15 protein-coding genes are annotated in these 17,668 nt (G+C 53.2%); 7 read left to right on the forward strand and 8 right to left on the reverse strand.

All coding sequences use genetic code 11. The annotated features are described in order from the left end of the window. The 4 genes from OGX75_RS04195 to OGX75_RS04210 all read right to left on the reverse strand — a co-directional run. On the reverse strand, positions 1-614 hold a 614-nt coding region (locus OGX75_RS04195), incomplete at its 3' end, for a dimethylsulfoxide reductase iron-sulfur subunit DmsB (RefSeq protein WP_012132456.1). Between the two features lie 10 nt (positions 615-624). Beyond that, complete coding sequence (gene ynfF, locus OGX75_RS04200) at positions 625-3,060, reverse strand: selenate/tellurate reductase subunit YnfF (RefSeq protein ID WP_110494277.1); 2,436 nt, start codon at positions 3,058-3,060, stop codon at positions 625-627. Positions 3,061-3,202: 142 nt separating this feature from the next. Further along, positions 3,203-5,641 (reverse strand): selenate/tellurate reductase subunit YnfE, encoded by a 2,439-nt coding sequence (ynfE, locus tag OGX75_RS04205; protein WP_353622027.1) that lies wholly within the window; start codon positions 5,639-5,641, stop codon positions 3,203-3,205. Positions 5,642-5,812: 171 nt separating this feature from the next. Beyond that, positions 5,813-6,121 carry a DUF1161 domain-containing protein gene (locus OGX75_RS04210; protein ID WP_286451340.1) on the reverse strand — a complete coding sequence of 103 codons (309 nt, stop codon included), beginning with the start codon at positions 6,119-6,121 and terminating at the stop codon, positions 5,813-5,815. A 103-nt stretch (positions 6,122-6,224) separates the two neighbouring features. Here OGX75_RS04210 and OGX75_RS04215 point away from each other — a divergent pair, with 103 nt between their 5' ends. Further along, positions 6,225-6,959 (forward strand): YnfC family lipoprotein, encoded by a 735-nt coding sequence (locus OGX75_RS04215; RefSeq protein ID WP_024130347.1) that lies wholly within the window; start codon positions 6,225-6,227, stop codon positions 6,957-6,959. Between the two features lie 4 nt (positions 6,960-6,963). On the opposite strand, the gene speG is transcribed toward OGX75_RS04215, so the two are convergent. Beyond that, on the reverse strand, positions 6,964-7,524 hold the full coding sequence (gene speG, locus OGX75_RS04220) for a spermidine N1-acetyltransferase (RefSeq protein ID WP_012132451.1): 561 nt from the start codon (positions 7,522-7,524) through the stop codon (positions 6,964-6,966). A gap of 34 nt (positions 7,525-7,558) precedes the next feature. Beyond that, complete coding sequence (locus OGX75_RS04225) at positions 7,559-7,900, reverse strand: DUF1283 family protein (RefSeq protein ID WP_012132450.1); 342 nt, start codon at positions 7,898-7,900, stop codon at positions 7,559-7,561. Between the two features lie 145 nt (positions 7,901-8,045). On the opposite strand from OGX75_RS04225, the gene OGX75_RS04230 reads away from it, so the two are divergent. The 5 genes from OGX75_RS04230 (at position 8,046) to OGX75_RS04250 (ending at position 13,810) form a co-directional block, all read left to right on the forward strand. Then, positions 8,046-8,372, forward strand: a complete 327-nt coding sequence (locus OGX75_RS04230; protein WP_047463685.1) for a YnfA family protein — start codon at positions 8,046-8,048, stop codon at positions 8,370-8,372. A gap of 109 nt (positions 8,373-8,481) precedes the next feature. Beyond that, a complete protein-coding gene (gene rspA, locus OGX75_RS04235) occupies positions 8,482-9,696 on the forward strand; it encodes a starvation-sensing protein RspA (protein WP_012132448.1) in 1,215 nt (404 codons plus the stop codon). Positions 9,697-9,709: 13 nt separating this feature from the next. Continuing rightward, the gene (locus OGX75_RS04240) at positions 9,710-10,729 is read left to right on the forward strand and encodes a Zn-dependent oxidoreductase (RefSeq protein WP_012132447.1); all 1,020 of its coding nucleotides are present in this window, start codon (positions 9,710-9,712) and stop codon (positions 10,727-10,729) included. Between the two features lie 53 nt (positions 10,730-10,782). Continuing rightward, positions 10,783-12,162 carry an MFS transporter gene (locus tag OGX75_RS04245; protein WP_198448210.1) on the forward strand — a complete coding sequence of 460 codons (1,380 nt, stop codon included), beginning with the start codon at positions 10,783-10,785 and terminating at the stop codon, positions 12,160-12,162. Positions 12,163-12,337: 175 nt separating this feature from the next. Then, positions 12,338-13,810: a mannitol dehydrogenase family protein gene (locus tag OGX75_RS04250; protein ID WP_286451339.1), complete on the forward strand. Its 1,473-nt coding sequence runs from the start codon at positions 12,338-12,340 to the stop codon at positions 13,808-13,810. Positions 13,811-13,917: 107 nt separating this feature from the next. Here OGX75_RS04250 and OGX75_RS04255 read toward each other — a convergent pair whose 3' ends face one another. Beyond that, positions 13,918-14,604: a GntR family transcriptional regulator gene (locus tag OGX75_RS04255; RefSeq protein ID WP_012132443.1), complete on the reverse strand. Its 687-nt coding sequence runs from the start codon at positions 14,602-14,604 to the stop codon at positions 13,918-13,920. A gap of 87 nt (positions 14,605-14,691) precedes the next feature. Then, the gene (gene ydfG, locus OGX75_RS04260; protein ID WP_199972405.1) at positions 14,692-15,438 is read right to left on the reverse strand and encodes a bifunctional NADP-dependent 3-hydroxy acid dehydrogenase/3-hydroxypropionate dehydrogenase YdfG; all 747 of its coding nucleotides are present in this window, start codon (positions 15,436-15,438) and stop codon (positions 14,692-14,694) included. Between the two features lie 137 nt (positions 15,439-15,575). Here ydfG and dcp point away from each other — a divergent pair, with 137 nt between their 5' ends. Further along, the gene (gene dcp / locus OGX75_RS04265) at positions 15,576-17,621 is read left to right on the forward strand and encodes a peptidyl-dipeptidase Dcp (RefSeq protein ID WP_286451338.1); all 2,046 of its coding nucleotides are present in this window, start codon (positions 15,576-15,578) and stop codon (positions 17,619-17,621) included. Positions 17,622-17,668: the final 47 nt, after the last annotated feature.

Consider the following 17,668-nt stretch of genomic DNA (forward strand, 5'->3'; position numbering starts at 1 on the left):
ACCTCCTTCGGATTTGCCAGATAACCCGTGGTATCCCCGGTCGGGCGGCTGTTGGCGTTGGGTTTAATCACAATGTTCGGTCTGGTGAAGTGCGCGCCCGGCAGCGGCGCAACGGCCGCCAGCGTGCCATGTTTCTTCCGCAGCTCTTCTATCGGGCCAAAGTCCAGCGCGCGCAGCGGGCAGGACTCGACGCAGATCGGCTTTTTGCCGTCGGCAACGCGGTCATGACAGCCGTCGCATTTGGTCATGTGGCCTTTGGCGGCGTTGTACTGCGGCGCACCGTACGGGCAGGCCATATGGCAGTAGCGACAGCCGATGCAGACATCCTCATCCACCACCACAAAACCGTCCTCGCGTTTGTGCATCGCGCCGCTCGGACACACTTTCGTGCAGGCCGGGTCTTCGCAGTGGTTGCAGGAGATGGAAAGATAGTAGGCAAAGACATTCTGGTGCCAGACGCCGTTATCCTCCTGCCAGTCGCCGCCCGCATATTCATAGATGCGGCGGAAGCTGACGTCCGGGGTTAAATCTTTGTAGTCTTTGCAGGCCAGTTCGCAGGTTTTGCAACCGGTGCAACGACTGGAGTCAATAAAAAATCCATATTGGGTTGTCATCGGTTACTCCTTATACCTTCTCAACCTGAACGAGATTGCTGTGAGACGGGTTCCCCTTCGCCAGCGGAGAAGGACGATGTGATGTCAGAATGTTGATGGAACCGCCGTGATCGACCTGGTCGCCAAACATATCCGCCTTGAGCCAGGCGCCTTGCCCGATGGCGGTAACGCCCGGCAAAATGCGCGGCGTGACTTTTGCCGGGATCAGCATCTGCCCGTTATTGTTAAATACGCGCACCGTGTCACCCTGTTGGATGTTGCGCGCTTTCGCGTCAATGGGGTTAATCCAGATCTCTTGCGGGCACGCTTGCTGCAACACGTCAATATTGCCGTAGCTGGAGTGGGTGCGGGCTTTATAGTGGAAGCCGGTCAATTGCAGCGGATAGGTTATTCGGATGGGATCGTCCCAGCCATCAAACCCTGGCGCATAGGCGGGCAGCGGATGAACGATCTCATCGTTTTCCAGCTCCCAGGTGTCGGCGATGGTCGCCAGCCGCTCGGAGTAGATTTCAATCTTCCCTGATGGCGTTTTCAGCGGACTGGAGGCAGGATCTTCGCGGAATGCACGGAAGGCGACATAGTGTTCCTCCGGGCATTTTTTCTTGAAGATGCCGGTAGTTTTCATCTCTTCGTAGTCCGGCATTTCCGGGTTACGCGCTTTGGTTTTGGCATGCAGGTATTTCACCCACTCATGCTGGGTACGGCCTTCCGTAAATGTCTGGTAGACATCCGGGCCGAGGCGTCTGGCGATTTCGCTCAGCGTCCAGTAGATCGGCTTTCTTTCAAATTTTGGTGAGGTGGCCGGTTGCCCCAGGATGACATAACCCATGTTGCCTGCGGATTCGTGCGAAATAAGATCTTCCTGTTCCGTTGGCATCAGGTCCGGCAGCAGAATGTCGCAGTATTTTGCGGAAGCCGTCATGAAGTGCTCAATCCCGACGATCATTTCGCACTTGCTGTCGTCCTGTAATACGTCATGGGTGTGGGCGATGTTGCCATGCTGGTTAATCAGCGTATTGCTGGCATAGCACCACATAAATTTGATCGGGACATCAAGTTTATCTTTACCGCGCACGCCGTCGCGTGTGGCGGTCATTTCCGCGCCATGATCGATGGCGTCTGTCCAGGTAAAAACGGAGATCTGCGTTTTTACCGGGTTATCCAGCATAGAAAACCACTCTACGCCGAGGTCCCAGGTGCCTTCACGCACGCCGGAGTTGCCGCCGTTGATCCCGACGTTGCCAGTCAGGATAGAGAGCATGGCGATCGCGCGCGCAGTCTGTTCGCCATTGGAGTGACGCTGCGGCCCCCAGCCCTGACAGATATATGCCGGTTTTGCCGAGCCGATTTCCCGTGCCAGCTGGATGATTTTTTCCGCCGGGATACTGGTGATATGCGCGGCCCATTCCGGTGTTTTGGCAATACCGTCCGGGCCATCGCCCAGAATATAGGCTTTATAGTGCGCATTACGCGGCGCGCTGGCGGGTAAGGTCGTTTCGTCGTAACCGACGCAGTATTTATCGAGGAAAGGCTTGTCGATCAGATTTTCGGTGATGAGCACCCAGGCGATCCCCGCCGCCAGCGCGGCATCAGTACCGGGACGAATAGGGAGCCATTCATCTTCGCGACCCGCCGCCGTATCGTTATAACGCGGATCGATGACGATCATTCTGGCGTTGGAACGTTCGCGAGCCTGTTCCACATAGTAGGTCACGCCGCCGCCGCTCATGCGCGTTTCTGCCGGGTTGTTGCCGAACATTACCACCAGTTTACTGTTGGCGATGTCATCCGGGCTGTTGCCGTCATTCGTGCCGAACATATAACTCATTGCGGCGCTGATTTGTGCGGTACTGTAGCTGCCGTAACGGCTGAGATAACCGCCGCATGAGTTCATCAGACGATAAGGCACGTTGGAGTTCGTGATGTTCCCGCCATCCACGCCGGTGCCATACAGCACATGTACGGCTTCGTTGCCGTAATCTTTCAGAATACGCTTCAGGTTGTCGCCAATGGTATCCAGCGCTTCATCCCAGCTGATACGTTCAAATTTGCCTTCGCCGCGTTTACCGACGCGTTTCATCGGGTATTTAAGGCGATCCGGGTGATTCATGCGGCGACGGATCGAGCGTCCGCGCAGGCAGGCCCGCACCTGATGATTGCCGTAGACGTCATCGCCGGTGGTGTCGGACTCGACCCAGTACACTGCATCATCTTTCACATGCAGCCGTAGCAGACAGCGGCTCCCGCAGTTGACGGTACAGGAACTCCAGACCGCTTTTTCTTCCACTGGCGCAGGCGAAAGGCCGTCAGCGGCGCGGGCGATTCGGGAGAAAGGAAGCGTGAAGGCGCTACTGGCGAGCGCGAGACCACTAATGGCGGATGTTTTCACCAGACTACGACGGCTGATAGTGGCCGTCATGAGCGCCTCAGGCGTGGTGATTTTCATAGTTACTCACTTTGCTTATTGATTAAAAAAAAGAAACGCGATTTATAAAATTTGTTTTTACAGGACGTTGGTTTGTTCACATGACCGATGGACGTGCGAACACATCCCCCGAAACGCCTGTAATCGTTTCAGGGGATGGGGGTTACACTTTCTCGATTTCGACCAGATTGGTGTGCTGCGGATTTCCTTTCGCCAGCGGAGAGGGGCGCTGCGTCGTTAACGTATTCACGCAGGCGCCATGATCGATGCGATCGCCTGACATATCGGCATCATGCCAGGCGCCCTGGCCCATCGCGCTCACGCCGGGGAGAATGCGTGGCGTGACTTTCGCCGGAATGCGTACTTCGCCGCGATCGTTAAATACCCGCACCATATCCCCGTTGGCGATACCGCGTTTTTGCGCATCCACGGGGTTAATCCAGACTTCCTGACGGCAGGCGGATTTGAGAACATCAATGTTGCCGTAAGAGGAGTGCGTGCGTGATTTATAATGAAAACCAAAGAGTTGCAGTGGGAATACGCTGCGCTTAGGATCGTCCCATCCTTCGAACGTTGAGGCATAAATGGGAAGCGGGCTGATGACGTCGCCTTTTTCCAGCTCCCAGGTTTGGGCGATTTTAGCCAGGCGGCTGGAGTAAATTTCTATCTTGCCGGACGGCGTTTTCAGCGGGTTTGCCTGTGGGTCTTCACGGAATTTTTTATAGGCCACGAAATGGCCGTTGGGATCTTTACGCTTGTAGATCCCCATTTTTTTCAGCTCGTCATAGCCCGGTAACTCCGGGTCTTTAGCCAGCATTTTGGCGTACAGATATTGCAGCCACTGTTCCTGGGTTCGCCCCTCGGTAAACCTCTGGTGCACGTCCGGGCCCAGCCGCTTCGCGACTTCGCTCATTATCCAGTAAATGGGCTTACGCTCGAATTTAGGGGCGGTCGCGGGCTGGATGAAGATTAAATAACCCATATTGCCCGCATAGTCGTTAGGAATGATATCTTCCTGTTCTACCGTCATCAGGTCCGGCAACAGAATATCGGCGTATTTCGCGGAAGAGGTCATAAAGTTGTCGATGACCACGATCATTTCGCACTTCGATTCGTCTTGCAGGATCTCGTGTGTTTTATTGATATCCGAATGCTGGTTGGTGATGGTATTGCCCGCGTAATTCCAGATGAACTTGATCGGCACATCCAGCTTTTCTTTACCGCGCACGCCGTCGCGCAGGGCTGTCATTTCCGGGCCGCGGGCAATAGCGTCCGTCCAGGTAAACACGGAGATCTGCGTTTTTACCGGGTTTTCCGGTAACGGCATGCGTTCAATGGTGATGGTGTAGGTGGATTCGCGCGCGCCGCTGTTCCCGCCGTGAATACCGACATTGCCCGTCAGAATCGGCAGCATCGCAATCGCGCGTGCGGTGAGTTCACCGTTCGCCTGACGCTGCGGGCCCCATCCCTGACAAATACAGGCCGGTTTAGCTGCGCCAATCTCTCTGGCGAGCTTAATGATGCGATCCGCCGGAATACCGGTAATGCGCGACGCCCACTCAGGCGTTTTAGCCGTGCCGTCTTCGCCTTGGCCCAGAATATAGGCTTTATAGTGGCCATTCGCTGGCGCATCGGCCGGTAGCGTTTTTTCGTCGTAACCCACGCAGTAGTTATCGAGGAAAGGCTGGTTGACAAGATCTTCGGTGATGAGCACCCAGGCCAGTCCGGCGACCAGCGCGGCATCGGTGCCGGGACGAATAGGTATCCATTCGTCTTCACGTCCTGCCGCGGTATCGGTATAGCGTGGATCGATAACGATCATGCGCGCATTTGAACGTTCCCTGGCCTGTTCCAGGAACCAGGTAATTCCGCCGCCGCTCATACGGGTTTCTGCCGGGTTATTACCGAACATCACCACCAGTTTGGTGTTTTCGATATCGGAGGTGCTGTTACCCTCGTTCGAACCATAGGTGTAGGGCATGGCCGCCGCGATTTGCGCGGTGCTGTAGGTGCCATAGTGACTAAGAAAACCGCCGTAACAGTTCATCAGGCGGGCCACCAGAGAGGCATAAGGCGAGGAGCGGGTGATGTTGCCGCCGACGATACCGGAGGTGTAGTTAATGTACACCGCCTCGTTACCGTATTTATCGACCGTGTTTTTCAGGCTGTTGCTGATGGTATCCAGCGCTTCTTCCCAACTGATACGCTCAAATTTCCCCTCGCCGCGTTTGCCTGTGCGTTTCATCGGATAGTTGAGGCGATCAGGATGGTTAATTCGCCGACGGATTGAACGTCCGCGCAGGCAGGCGCGCACCTGGTGATTGCCATAGACATCTTCGCCGGTGTTGTCGGTTTCCACCCACCAGACTTCATCATCTTTGACGTGGAGACGCAGGGCGCAGCGGCTACCGCAGTTGACCGAACATGCTCCCCAGACCACTTTGTCTTCAGCGGGCTGGATTGCCTGCTGCACGGCAGCCGCCGCGATACGCATCCCGAAAGGCAAGGAGAGCCCTCCGGCAGCGAGCGCCAGCGATCCTATCGCGGTGGATTTCACTAACGTCCTGCGGCTGATGCCTCCCTGTTGTTCAACATCGGACATAATTCACTCCATTATAGTTATCGTTATATAATTATGTTTATAACGAAATTAATAGGATACTAATGAAAGAGTGATTTTAACCCCTTATAGGTAGAGGTTATTAATCCATGTCAAAATTGAGGGAATCTCTCTAAGAGGGAGTAAGAGCCTGGTATATCAGGCTCTTATCTGTTACTGAGGTTCGACAGCATGCCCGTCCTGAGAAGGACTGGTACTGGCAGGAGCGTTTCCGCTGCTGGTGCGGGCATACAAAATTTTATGGGTATCGTTTGCACAGTGGCCTACGACCTGGGAATCGGGCTGATCCGCCTGGTCATTAGGAACAATAGTTAACGTAAAACTGGACTCCGCCACACCATTGTTAATGATGCGCTGTTCGATGTCGCTTTTGACTCTTTCACATGACCCCGGCGCCGCCAGTACCTGCGGGGAGGCGACGATGAGCAGACACGCTGCAATTCCTGCTGAGATTTTCATCATTCACTCCTTTTATGAACACGATAATGAAAGCTTAGCATTTCTAGTGTAAACAACTGTATTTGCTAATATGATTGAGAATCATCTCTTTATCCTGGTGAATAACGTGAAGAAACAGACCCTGGTGAGCTTTCTGTGTGTGCTGCTTGTTGGATGTGATAACGCCACTGTTCTGGTCTCCTTTACCCCGGAAATGGCCAGCTTTTCCAATGAGTTCGATTTTGATCCGTTGCGCGGCCCGGTTAAAGATTTCAGCCAGACGTTGATGAACGACAAAGGGGAAGTGACGAAGCGCATCAGCGGAACGCTTTCGCAGGAAGGCTGCTTTGATACGCTGGAACTGCACGATCTGGAAAACAATACCGGGCTGGCGTTGGTACTGGATGCAAACTACTACCGCGATGCCGAGACGATGGAGAAAAGAGTGCGCTTGCAGGGGAAATGTCAGTTGGCGGAGTTGCCCTCGGCAGGCGTGGTCTGGGATACGGACGATAACGGTTTTGTTGTTTCCGCAACGGGAAGAGAGACGAAGGTACAGTACCGCTATGATGCGGAAGGGTATCCGTTGGGTAAGACCACCATCAGTAAAGACAAAACGTTATCTATTGATGCAAAACCGTCGGCGGACCCGCTTAAAAAGCTCGACTATACGGCGGTCAGCCTGCTGAACGATCGCCCGTTAGGCAATGTGAAGCAGACGTGTGAATATGATAATTACGCCAATCCGATCAACTGCCAGCTTGTGATCGTTGATGAAAGCGTTGAACCCGCCGTTGCGCGGAGCTATACCATTAAAAATACGATTGATTATTACCCGGCTGCGTCTGACACAGCCGGGTAGCGGCTTACTGTGCGGTAGGCTTCAGCAGGCTTGAGCCAGGCGTTTTGTGATCGTCCAGATATTGCTGCTGGAAAATGCACATACGAATGGTGTTGCGGTATTGGCCATTGATAAAGAACTCATGAATCAGTTCACCTTCAACCATAAAACCTAACTTACGGTAAATGTGAATGGCTTTTTCGTTTTCTTTATCAACGATCAGATACAGCTTATAAAGGTTGAGTACGGTGAATCCGTAGTCCATCGCCAGCTTCGCCGCGCGCGAAGCCAGCCCTTTTCCCTGGTATTCCGGTGAGATGATGATTTGAAACTCAGCCCGGCGGTGAACGTGATTAATTTCTACCAGTTCGACCAGACCGGCTTTTTCGCCGTTGCACTCCACGACAAAGCGCCGTTCGCTCTGGTCATGAATGTGCTTATCATACAGGTCAGACAGCTCGACAAACGCTTCGTACGGCTCTTCAAACCAGTAACGCATTACGCTGGCGTTGTTATCAAGCTGGTGGACGAATCGTAAATCTTCGCGCTCCAGCGGGCGCAACTTAACACTGTTGGCGTGGGTCATTTTGTGTCCTTACCGTCTGTCGCTCAACGCACTGTTATGGCGCAACGGTACGGCCAGTACGACGATCCAGGCAACGCAGCGTATTCGGTTCCCAGTACGCGTTAAGGTTGGCGCTCTGCTCGCACTTGTCGCGGTTATCAAACGCGGCGTCGGCTTTGTCCCACTCTTTCTCCGTGCGCGTGTTCACTTTCTGGCGCAGGCTGCGGGTATCATTCCATTGTTCCTTTTCCATGGCTGCGTGTTGGCGGCTTTGCGCGCTGTCTCCAGATTCAATGATCAGTTTGCTGGTATTCGCGAATGCGGAGGTGGTATACACGACAGCACCCAGCGCAAGCATTGCCGTCAGGCACAGGCGTTTGCTAAGTGTATTGTTCATGGTTAATTCCTTTCATGATAGAGGGATAAAACTTGTCTAAATTCTACACCATTCCTGGCGCAGGGCATACCCACCCTGCGGGTATGGATACGAAGGCGCTATTCTGGCGTATCATGCTTAAACCTGACGTAACGCAATGATGATGATGCTAAAAACAACACTTCTTTTTTTCATAACCGCACTGTGCGAAATCGTGGGCTGTTTTCTGCCCTGGCTATGGTTGAAGCGGGGCGCAACGGCCTGGCTGCTGGTTCCGGCGGGAGTCTCACTGGCGTTATTCGTCTGGCTGCTGACGTTGCATCCGGCCGCCAGCGGCCGCGTCTATGCGGCTTATGGCGGGGTCTATGTCTGTACTGCGCTGTTATGGTTACGCTTTGTTGACGGCGTCAGACTCAGTCTTTATGACTGGTCAGGCGCACTGATCGCACTCTGTGGAATGCTGATTATCGTTGCCGGGTGGGGGCGCGCTTAAGCGCCTTATTTTGTGATCGATGAGCGATTTTTTGATCATTATACTTGTATGGTAGTAGTTCAGGTGTGTAAATTTCCTGCATCGCACAGAAGAGATGTAAGGAACAACAATGAAGATTGTAGGGGCTGAAGTTTTTGTCACATGTCCGGGACGTAACTTTGTCACGCTGAAAATCACCACCGAGGACGGTATCACCGGCCTGGGCGACGCTACCCTGAATGGCCGTGAGCTGTCGGTGGCATCCTATCTGAAAGATCACCTTTGTCCGCAGCTTATTGGCCGCGATGCGCACCGTATCGAAGATATCTGGCAGTTCTTTTATAAAGGCGCCTATTGGCGTCGCGGGCCGGTCACGATGTCTGCTATTTCTGCCGTTGACATGGCGCTGTGGGATATCAAAGCGAAAGCCGCCAACATGCCGCTGTATCAGTTGCTGGGCGGCGCATCCCGCGAAGGCGTGATGGTCTATTGCCACACGACGGGTCACACCATTGATGATGTGCTGGAAGATTATGCGCGTCACAAAGAGATGGGGTTTAAAGCGATTCGCGTGCAGTGCGGCGTGCCGGGTATGAAAACCACCTACGGCATGTCTAAAGGCAAAGGTCTGGCCTACGAACCCGCTACGAAAGGTCAGTGGCCGGAAGAGCAACTCTGGTCAACCGAGAAATACCTCGATTTCACGCCGAAACTGTTTGACGCCGTACGTGCTGAATTTGGTTTTGAAGAGCATTTGCTTCACGACATGCACCACCGCCTGACGCCGATTGAAGCCGCCCGTTTTGGTAAGCGCGTTGAGGATTATCGTCTGTTCTGGATGGAGGACCCGACGCCTGCGGAAAACCAGGAATGCTTCCGTCTGATTCGTCAGCATACGGTGACGCCGATTGCCGTCGGGGAAGTGTTCAACAGCATCTGGGACTGCAAGCAGCTCATTGAAGAGCAACTGATTGACTATATCCGCACCACCATTACCCATGCCGGCGGCATTACGGGGATGCGCCGCATTGCGGATTTTGCCTCGCTTTACCAGGTGCGCACGGGGTCTCATGGGCCTTCTGATTTGTCGCCGGTTTGCATGGCCGCAGCGCTTCACTTTGATCTGTGGGTGCCTAACTTTGGCGTTCAGGAATACATGGGGTACTCCGAACAAATGCTTGATGTCTTCCCGCATAGCTGGACGTTCGATAACGGCTATATGCACCCAGGCGACAAGCCGGGTCTTGGTATTGAGTTTGATGAAAAACTGGCGGCGAAATATCCGTATGACCCTGCGTATTTGCCGGTCGCCCGTCTGGAAGATGGCACGTTGTGGAACTGGTAAGGAGTGATATGACATGAAAAGTATAGTGATTGAAAAACCTGACACGCTGGTTTTAGCGGAGCGTCCTATCCCTGAGCCTGCGGCCGGGGACGTTCGGGTTAAAGTGAAGCTGGCGGGGATCTGCGGTTCTGATAGCCATATCTATCGTGGGCATAATCCTTTTGCAAAGTATCCGCGTGTTATCGGGCATGAATTTTTTGGTGTGATTGACGCTGTGGGCGAAGGTGTTAGCCACGCCAGAGTGGGGGAACGCGTATCGGTCGATCCCGTCATCAGTTGCGGGCATTGCTATCCCTGTTCAATAGGCAAGCCCAATGTATGTACCTCGCTGGTTGTTCTGGGCGTACACCGCGACGGCGGATTTAGTGAATATGCGGTCGTTCCGGCGAAAAACGCGTTTACGATCCCGGATGCCATTGCTGATAAGCACGCGGTGATGGTTGAACCTTTCACCATTGCGGCGAACGTCACCGGGCAGGTTAATCCGACAGAGAACGATATTGCGCTGATTTATGGCGCAGGGCCGATGGGACTGACGACGGTTCAGGCGCTGAAGGGCGTTTATAACGTTAAAGAGGTGATTGTTGCCGATCGTATTGATGAACGACTGGAGATGGCGAAAGAAAGCGGCGCCGACTGGGTTATCAATAATGGACAGCAATCTCTGCAAGATTTCCTGGATGAAAAAGGGTTAAAACCGACGCTGATCGTCGATGCGGCGTGTCATCCGTCCATTTTACAAGAAGCTATCTCGCTGGCGTCGCCCGCCGCGCGCATTGTACTGATGGGGTTCTCCAGCGATCCTTGCCAGATTGTGCAGCAGGGGATTACTGGCAAGGAGTTGTCAATTTATTCCTCCCGTCTGAATGCGAATAAATTCCCGGTCGTTATTGGCTGGCTGGAAAAAGGTCTGATCGATCCCGATAAGCTCGTCACGCATACGTTTAATTATCACCATGTCACTGACGCGATTGAATTGTTTGAGAAAGACCAACGGCACTGCTGCAAGGTTTTACTCACATTCTCTGAATAATATTAATAAATGCGAGAGAGTGGTACGCATCTTACCTCTTAGAGATTGCCAATATGACTCAACAAAAACATGAACGGTCAACAAAAGATTTAATCAGAGCCGCCGTATCCGGTTGGCTGGGAACCGCCCTTGAATTTATGGATTTCCAGTTATATTCTCTGGGCGCTGCATTAGTTTTCCATGAAATATTTTTCCCGGAACAGTCCGCCGCAATGGCGCTTATTCTGGCGATGGGAACCTATGGCGCAGGATATATCGCACGTATTGTCGGCGCGTTTATTTTCGGAAAAATGGGCGACAGTATTGGACGTAAAAAAGTCTTGTTTATCACTATCACCATGATGGGGATTTGTACAACCCTCATTGGGGTTCTGCCGACCTATGCGCAAATTGGTATATTTGCGCCTGTTTTACTGGTGACGTTACGTATTGTTCAGGGGTTAGGCGCCGGGGCGGAGATCTCCGGGGCGGGAACGATGCTGGCTGAGTATGCGCCTAAAGGGAAACGCGGCATTATTTCCTCGCTTGTCGCAATGGGAACAAACTGCGGTACGCTGAGCGCAACAGCAATCTGGGCGGTGATGTTCTTTGCGCTTGACAGAGAACAGCTTCTGGCCTGGGGATGGCGTATCCCATTCCTGGCGAGCGTTGTTGTCATGATCTTCGCTATCTGGCTGCGTATGAACCTCAAAGAAAGCCCGGTATTTGAAAAGGTCAATGAAGGCGAAAATGCGCCAGCGTTAAATAACGCATCAGAAAACACATTGGGCGCCATGTTTAGCAGTAAATCCTTCTGGCTGGCAACCGGTTTACGTTTCGGTCAGGCGGGCAATTCTGGGTTAATTCAGACATTCCTTGCAGGATATTTAGTGCAGACGTTATTATTCAATAAGGCGATTCCTACCGACGCGTTAATGATTAGCTCTGTCATTGGTTTTATTACTATTCCACTTTTGGGATGGTTATCTGATAAATATGGTCGCCGCCTGCCTTATATTTTATTGAATATATCTGCGATTATTCTTGCGTACCCGATGTTGTCTATCATCGTGGATAAAACCTATAGCCCCGGCGTGATTATGACCGCGCTTATTGTTATTCATAACTTTGCCGTGTTGGGTCTCTTTGCGCTGGAAAACATTACGATGGCCGAGATGTTTGGTTCGCGTAATCGCTTTACCCGGATGGCGATTTCAAAAGAAGCCGGTGGCTTAGTCGCCGTTGGATTTGGTCCTGTACTGGCAGGTATTTTCTGTAATATGACCGATTCCTGGTTGCCTATATTAGCGATGATCATTGCCTATTCTCTTATCGGCTTAATTTCAGCGATTTTGATGCCGGAAGTGAGAGATCGCGATCTGAGCGTGCTGGAGGATGCAGCGGACCTAAAGGCGGCAAGTAGCGTTCAGGGTTCGGCAACGCAGGTAGGGTAACGTCGCACAGGGCATGACCGGAATTGACAGGGAATGTTGAATTTCGGTCATGTTGTCACATAACTTTAAAATGATGTCATACCAATTGCAAAAAGCTTAATTCAAATCAAATCATACAACCCTACAGGCGTTACTCTGAGACGGTCCTGAATTCATTCATACAATAGGTCATACCATGCAAAACAAGCTCTTAACGGCTAAGGCTTCGCTTCCTCATTACGATCGCGCCAGACTGGCTCCTCGCATTGTGCATTTGGGCTTTGGCGCATTCCATCGCGCGCATCAGGGTGTCTACGCAGATATCCTTGCGGCGGAACACAACAGCGACTGGGGATATTGTGAAGTCAACCTGATTGGCGGCGAGCAGCAGATTGCCGACCTGAAACAGCAAGACAACCTGTATACCGTGGCGGAAATGTCAGCGGATGCCTGGACCGCAAGGGTTGTTGGGGTGGTAAAAAACGCGCTGCACGCGCAGGTTGACGGTCTGGAAACCGTCCTGGCCGCCATGTGCGAGCCGCAGGTGGCGATTGTTTCCCTGACGATTACAGAAAAAGGGTACTGCCACTCTCCGGCGACCGGTCAGTTGATGCTGGATCACCCGATGATCGCCGCCGATCTGCAAAACCCGCAGCAGCCGAAATCCGCGCCTGGCGTGGTGGTGGAAGCGCTGGCGCGTCGTAAAGCGGCTGGCCTGGCGCCATTTACCGTGATGTCCTGCGATAACATGCCTGAAAATGGACACGTCATGCGCAATGTGGTTACTGCCTATGCCCGTGCGGTAGATGCAGAACTGGCCGCGTGGATTGAGCAACATGTGACGTTCCCGTCCACGATGGTTGATCGTATTGTACCTGCGGTGACGGCTGACACGCTGGATAAGATCGAACAGTTAACCGGCGTACGCGATCCTGCGGGTGTGGCGTGTGAACCGTTCCGCCAGTGGGTGATTGAGGATAATTTTGTCGCGGGTCGCCCTGAATGGGAAAAAGCGGGCGCTGAACTGGTGGCAGATGTTATCCCGTTCGAAGAGATGAAACTGCGTATGCTTAATGGCAGTCACTCATTCCTGGCGTACCTCGGGTATCTGGCGGGCTATCAGCACATTAATGACTGCATGGAAGATGAAAATTACCGCCTGGCCGCGCATGCGTTGATGTTGCAGGAACAGGCGCCGACGCTGAAAGTGAAGGGGGTGGATCTGAAGCGTTATGCCGATTTGCTGATCGCGCGCTACAGCAACCCGGCGTTGCGTCACCGTACCTGGCAAATTGCGATGGACGGTAGCCAGAAACTGCCGCAGCGTATGCTGGACTCCGTTCGCTGGCATATCGCGCATAACAGCCGTTTCGACCTGCTGGCCTTAGGCGTGGCGGGCTGGATGCGTTACGTTGGCGGCGTTGATGAGCAGGGGAATCCGATTGAAATTAGCGATCCGCTGCTGCCGGTTATTCAGCAAGCGGTTCAGGGCAGTGAAGAAGGGGAAAGTCGCGTTCAGGCGCTGCTGGCCATTGATGCGATTTTTGGTAATGAATTGCCGCACGTTGAGCTGTTTACGAATAAGGTGAAAGAAGCGTATCTGTCGCTGCTTGCCAACGGCGCGAAAGCAACCGTTGCAAAATATGCGGCGAATATCGCATCAGCGTAATCTCTGCATGGTTGTAGGCCGGATAAGGCCTGCAACGTTCAACATCATTGACTATTGTAGGCCGGATAAGGCGGTTACGCCGCCATCCGGCTTGTTTGTCAGCGGGATTACTCTTCGCTGAACCAGTCGCTGTTTTCCTGGCGGATAAGCTGAACGGACTCGCCAATCTCCTGTAGATGCACAGTCATGGCGCGTTCCACCGCGTCGGCGTCATGCTTTTCCAGGGCGGCAAAAATATCATGATGCTGGCGCAGCAACATTTCAGGCGGCGACACATGATCCAGACTCATATAACGCACGCGGTCGATGGTGGCTTTAATATTTTCAACCGTATCCCACGCCAGCTGGCAATCGGCAATTAATGCCAGTTTCTGGTGAAATTCATCATCAAGCTGGAAGAAATCGTTGAGCTGCTTGCGGTCAATGGCGATCCGCTGCTGGTGAAGGTTCTGCTCCAGCTGATAGCACTGGCTGTCGGTGATCATCAACGCCGCGCGACGAACGACCGCACATTCTATGGCCTGTCGGACAAAACACCCATTCTGCACCTGCGATAATGAAATCTTATTCACATAGCTGCCGCGCTGAGGGCGGATTTGAATCAAACCGTTTTCCGCCAGCTTAATAAACGCTTCACGTACAGGCTGGCGCGACACGTTAAAGCGCACGGAAACCTCTTTCTCGGAAAGCGGTGTGCCTGGCGCAATCAGACAGTGCACGATGTCACGTCGGAGAATGCGGTAAATTTGCTGATTTACAGGCTGCGTAGGATTGAGTTGGGTTTCAACGGTCATTCGTTCTTACTTTTTAGAGAGTTAACCAGAGTACTCTACCACTTTTTTGTCACTATCTATACCCGGCCCGCGGGCCGGGTATAAAAATTAACCCCGATGAACGCTCAGTCCGGCAAAAGACTGCGTAACCGGCATCATTTCCAGCGTATTAATGTTCACATGCGCAGGCAGATTAGCGACCCACCATACCGCTTCTGTGACATCATCCGGCGTGAGCGCGGTTGTGTTCTCGTAGGTTTTACCCACTTTGTCGTCATCGCCTTTAAAGCGGACGTTAGAAAACTCCGTGCCGCCGACCAGACCGGGTTCAATATCGGTAACGCGTACTGCCGTACCGTGTAAATCCGTGCGCAGATTCAGACTGAACTGGCGCACAAACGCTTTGGTTGCGCCATATACGTTGCCACCCGCGTATGGCCAGCTACCTGCGGTAGAGCCAATATTGATGATGTGGCCGCGATTGCGCTCCACCATGCCAGGCAGAACCGCGCGGGTCATGTAAATAAGACCTTTGTTGTTCGTGTCGATCATGGTTTCCCAGTCTTCCACGCTGGCTTTATGCGCGGGCTCAAGCCCCAGCGCCAGCCCGGCGTTGTTGACCAGCACATCAATGTTGCGCCACTCTGCGGGTAATGACGCCAGCATATCTTCAATGGATGCACGGTTACGCACATCTAAACGAGCGATAAACAGATTGTCGCCCAGCTCATCTTTCAGTTCTTGCAGGCGTTCCTGGCGACGGCCAGTGGCAATCACTTTGTGTCCATTCTCAATAAAACGACGTGTAATGCATTCGCCGAAACCTGCGGTCGCACCGGTGACTAAAACGATCATCTCACTGTTCCTCAACGCTTTTTGTGTTGTATTACCATAGCACGCCATCTCTGTTCAGGGGTAATCCTCGTTAATGGGATTGCGGTCATTTCAAGGGAGACCTACTCTAATGAACAAATCGTTTGCAGGAGTGAAAAATGTCGTTAACGAATCCATTCTTTAGCCAGAGCGTATTGCCTTACCGGGCCCCGCGTTTTGATCTGATTGAAGATAGCCATTACCGCCCGGCGTTTGACGAAGGGATGCGGCAAAAGCGCGCTGAAATTGATGCGATTGTCCAAAACCCGCAGGCGCCTGATTTTGAGAACACGTATCTGGCGCTGGAGCAAAGCGGCGCGTTGCTCACCCGTGTGACAAGCGTGTTTTTCGCCATGACGGCGGCGCATACCAATGACGAATTACAGCGCCTTGATGAAGCCTTTTCCGCTGAACTGGCGGCGCTGGCAAATGATATTTATCTCAACAGTACGCTCTTTGCGCGTGTGGATGCGGTCTGGCGGCAGCGGGAGACGCTGGCGCTGGATGCCGAGTCGTTGCGTCTTGTGGAGGTTATCCACCAGCGTTTTGTACTTTCCGGCGCGCAGCTTGGCGATGACGATAAAGCGCAGCTCAGGAGCCTGAATACCGAATCCGCCACGCTGACCAGCCAGTTTAATCAGCGGCTGTTGGCGGCGAATAAATCCGGTGGGATGGTGGTTGATTATCGCCATCAACTGGACGGATTGAGTCAGGAGGAGGTCGCTCTTGCCGCTGATGTCGCCAGGGAAAAAGGGCTGGCGGATCGCTGGCTTATTCCGCTTCTCAATACCACACAACAACCGACACTGGCCGTTTTACGCGATCGCCAGACCCGTGAAAATCTGTTTAACGCCGCATGGACTCGTGCGGAAAAGAACGACGCCAACGACACGCGTGCGATTATTCAGCGTCTGGTGGACATCCGTACCCGGCAGGCAACATTACTCGGGTTTGCCAGTTATGCCGCCTGGAAAACTGCCGATCAGATGGCGAAAACGCCTGACGCGGCGCTCGCTTTTATGCGCGCCATTGTCCCGGCCGCGCGTCAGCGCGCGCTGGATGAGCAGGCTGAGATCCAGAAAGTGATCGATGATGAGCAGGGAGGATTCACGACCCAGGCGTGGGACTGGGCGTACTATGCTGAGCAGGTACGCCGTGGAAAATACGCGCTGGATGAAGCGCAGCTCAAACCTTACTTTGCGTTAGATACGGTACTGAACGACGGCGTGTTCTGGACGGCAAACCAGCTGTTCGGCATTAAGTTTATCGAGCGCTTTGATATCCCGGTTTACCATCCTGATGTGCGCGTCTGGGAAATTTTCGATCATGATGGCGTCGGTCTGGCGTTGTTTTATGGTGATTTCTTTGCCCGCGAGTCAAAAAGCGGCGGCGCATGGATGGGCAATTTTATTGAACAATCCACGCTTAACGAAACCAGACCGGTTATCTACAACGTCTGTAATTACCAGAAGCCAGCGGCAGGGCAGCCCGCATTGCTGCTTTGGGATGATGTGATCACCTTGTTCCATGAATTTGGTCATACGCTGCACGGCCTGTTTGCGACACAGCGCTATGCGACGCTGTCGGGGACGAACACCCCGCGCGATTTTGTCGAATTTCCTTCGCAGATTAATGAGCACTGGGCGAGTCATCCGCAGGTGTTCGAACGCTATGCGCGCCACGTCGGGACGGGTGAAAAAATGCCCGAAGCGTTGCAGGAAAAAATGCGGCGGGCAAGCCTGTTTAACAAAGGCTATGACATGACGGAACTGCTCAGCGCCGCATTGCTGGATATGCGCTGGCACAGTCTTGAAACCTTTTCGGCATCGCAGTCGGTCGATCTCTTTGAACAGCAGGCGCTGGCGGCGGAAGAACTCGATCTTCCGGCAGTGCCGCCGCGCTACCGGAGCAGCTATTTCGCCCATATCTTCGGTGGCGGGTATGCGGCAGGCTATTACGCCTATTTGTGGACGCAAATGCTGGCGGACGACGGCTACCAGTGGTTTGTTGAACAGGGAGGGTTAACGCGTGAGAACGGACAGCGTTTCCGTGATGCCATCTTGTCACGCGGCAACAGTACGGATCTGGAACGTCTCTACCCGGCGTGGCGGGGTCATGAACCGCGTATCGAACCCATGTTAAAACACCGGGGTTTAGACCGCTAAGCGCAAGGGCGCTGCCTGAATGTTTATCAGGTAACGCTCTGATTTTT

It is taken from the genome of Citrobacter sp. CK199 (assembly GCF_030333285.1).
Lineage (GTDB): Bacteria > Pseudomonadota > Gammaproteobacteria > Enterobacterales > Enterobacteriaceae > Citrobacter_B > Citrobacter_B koseri.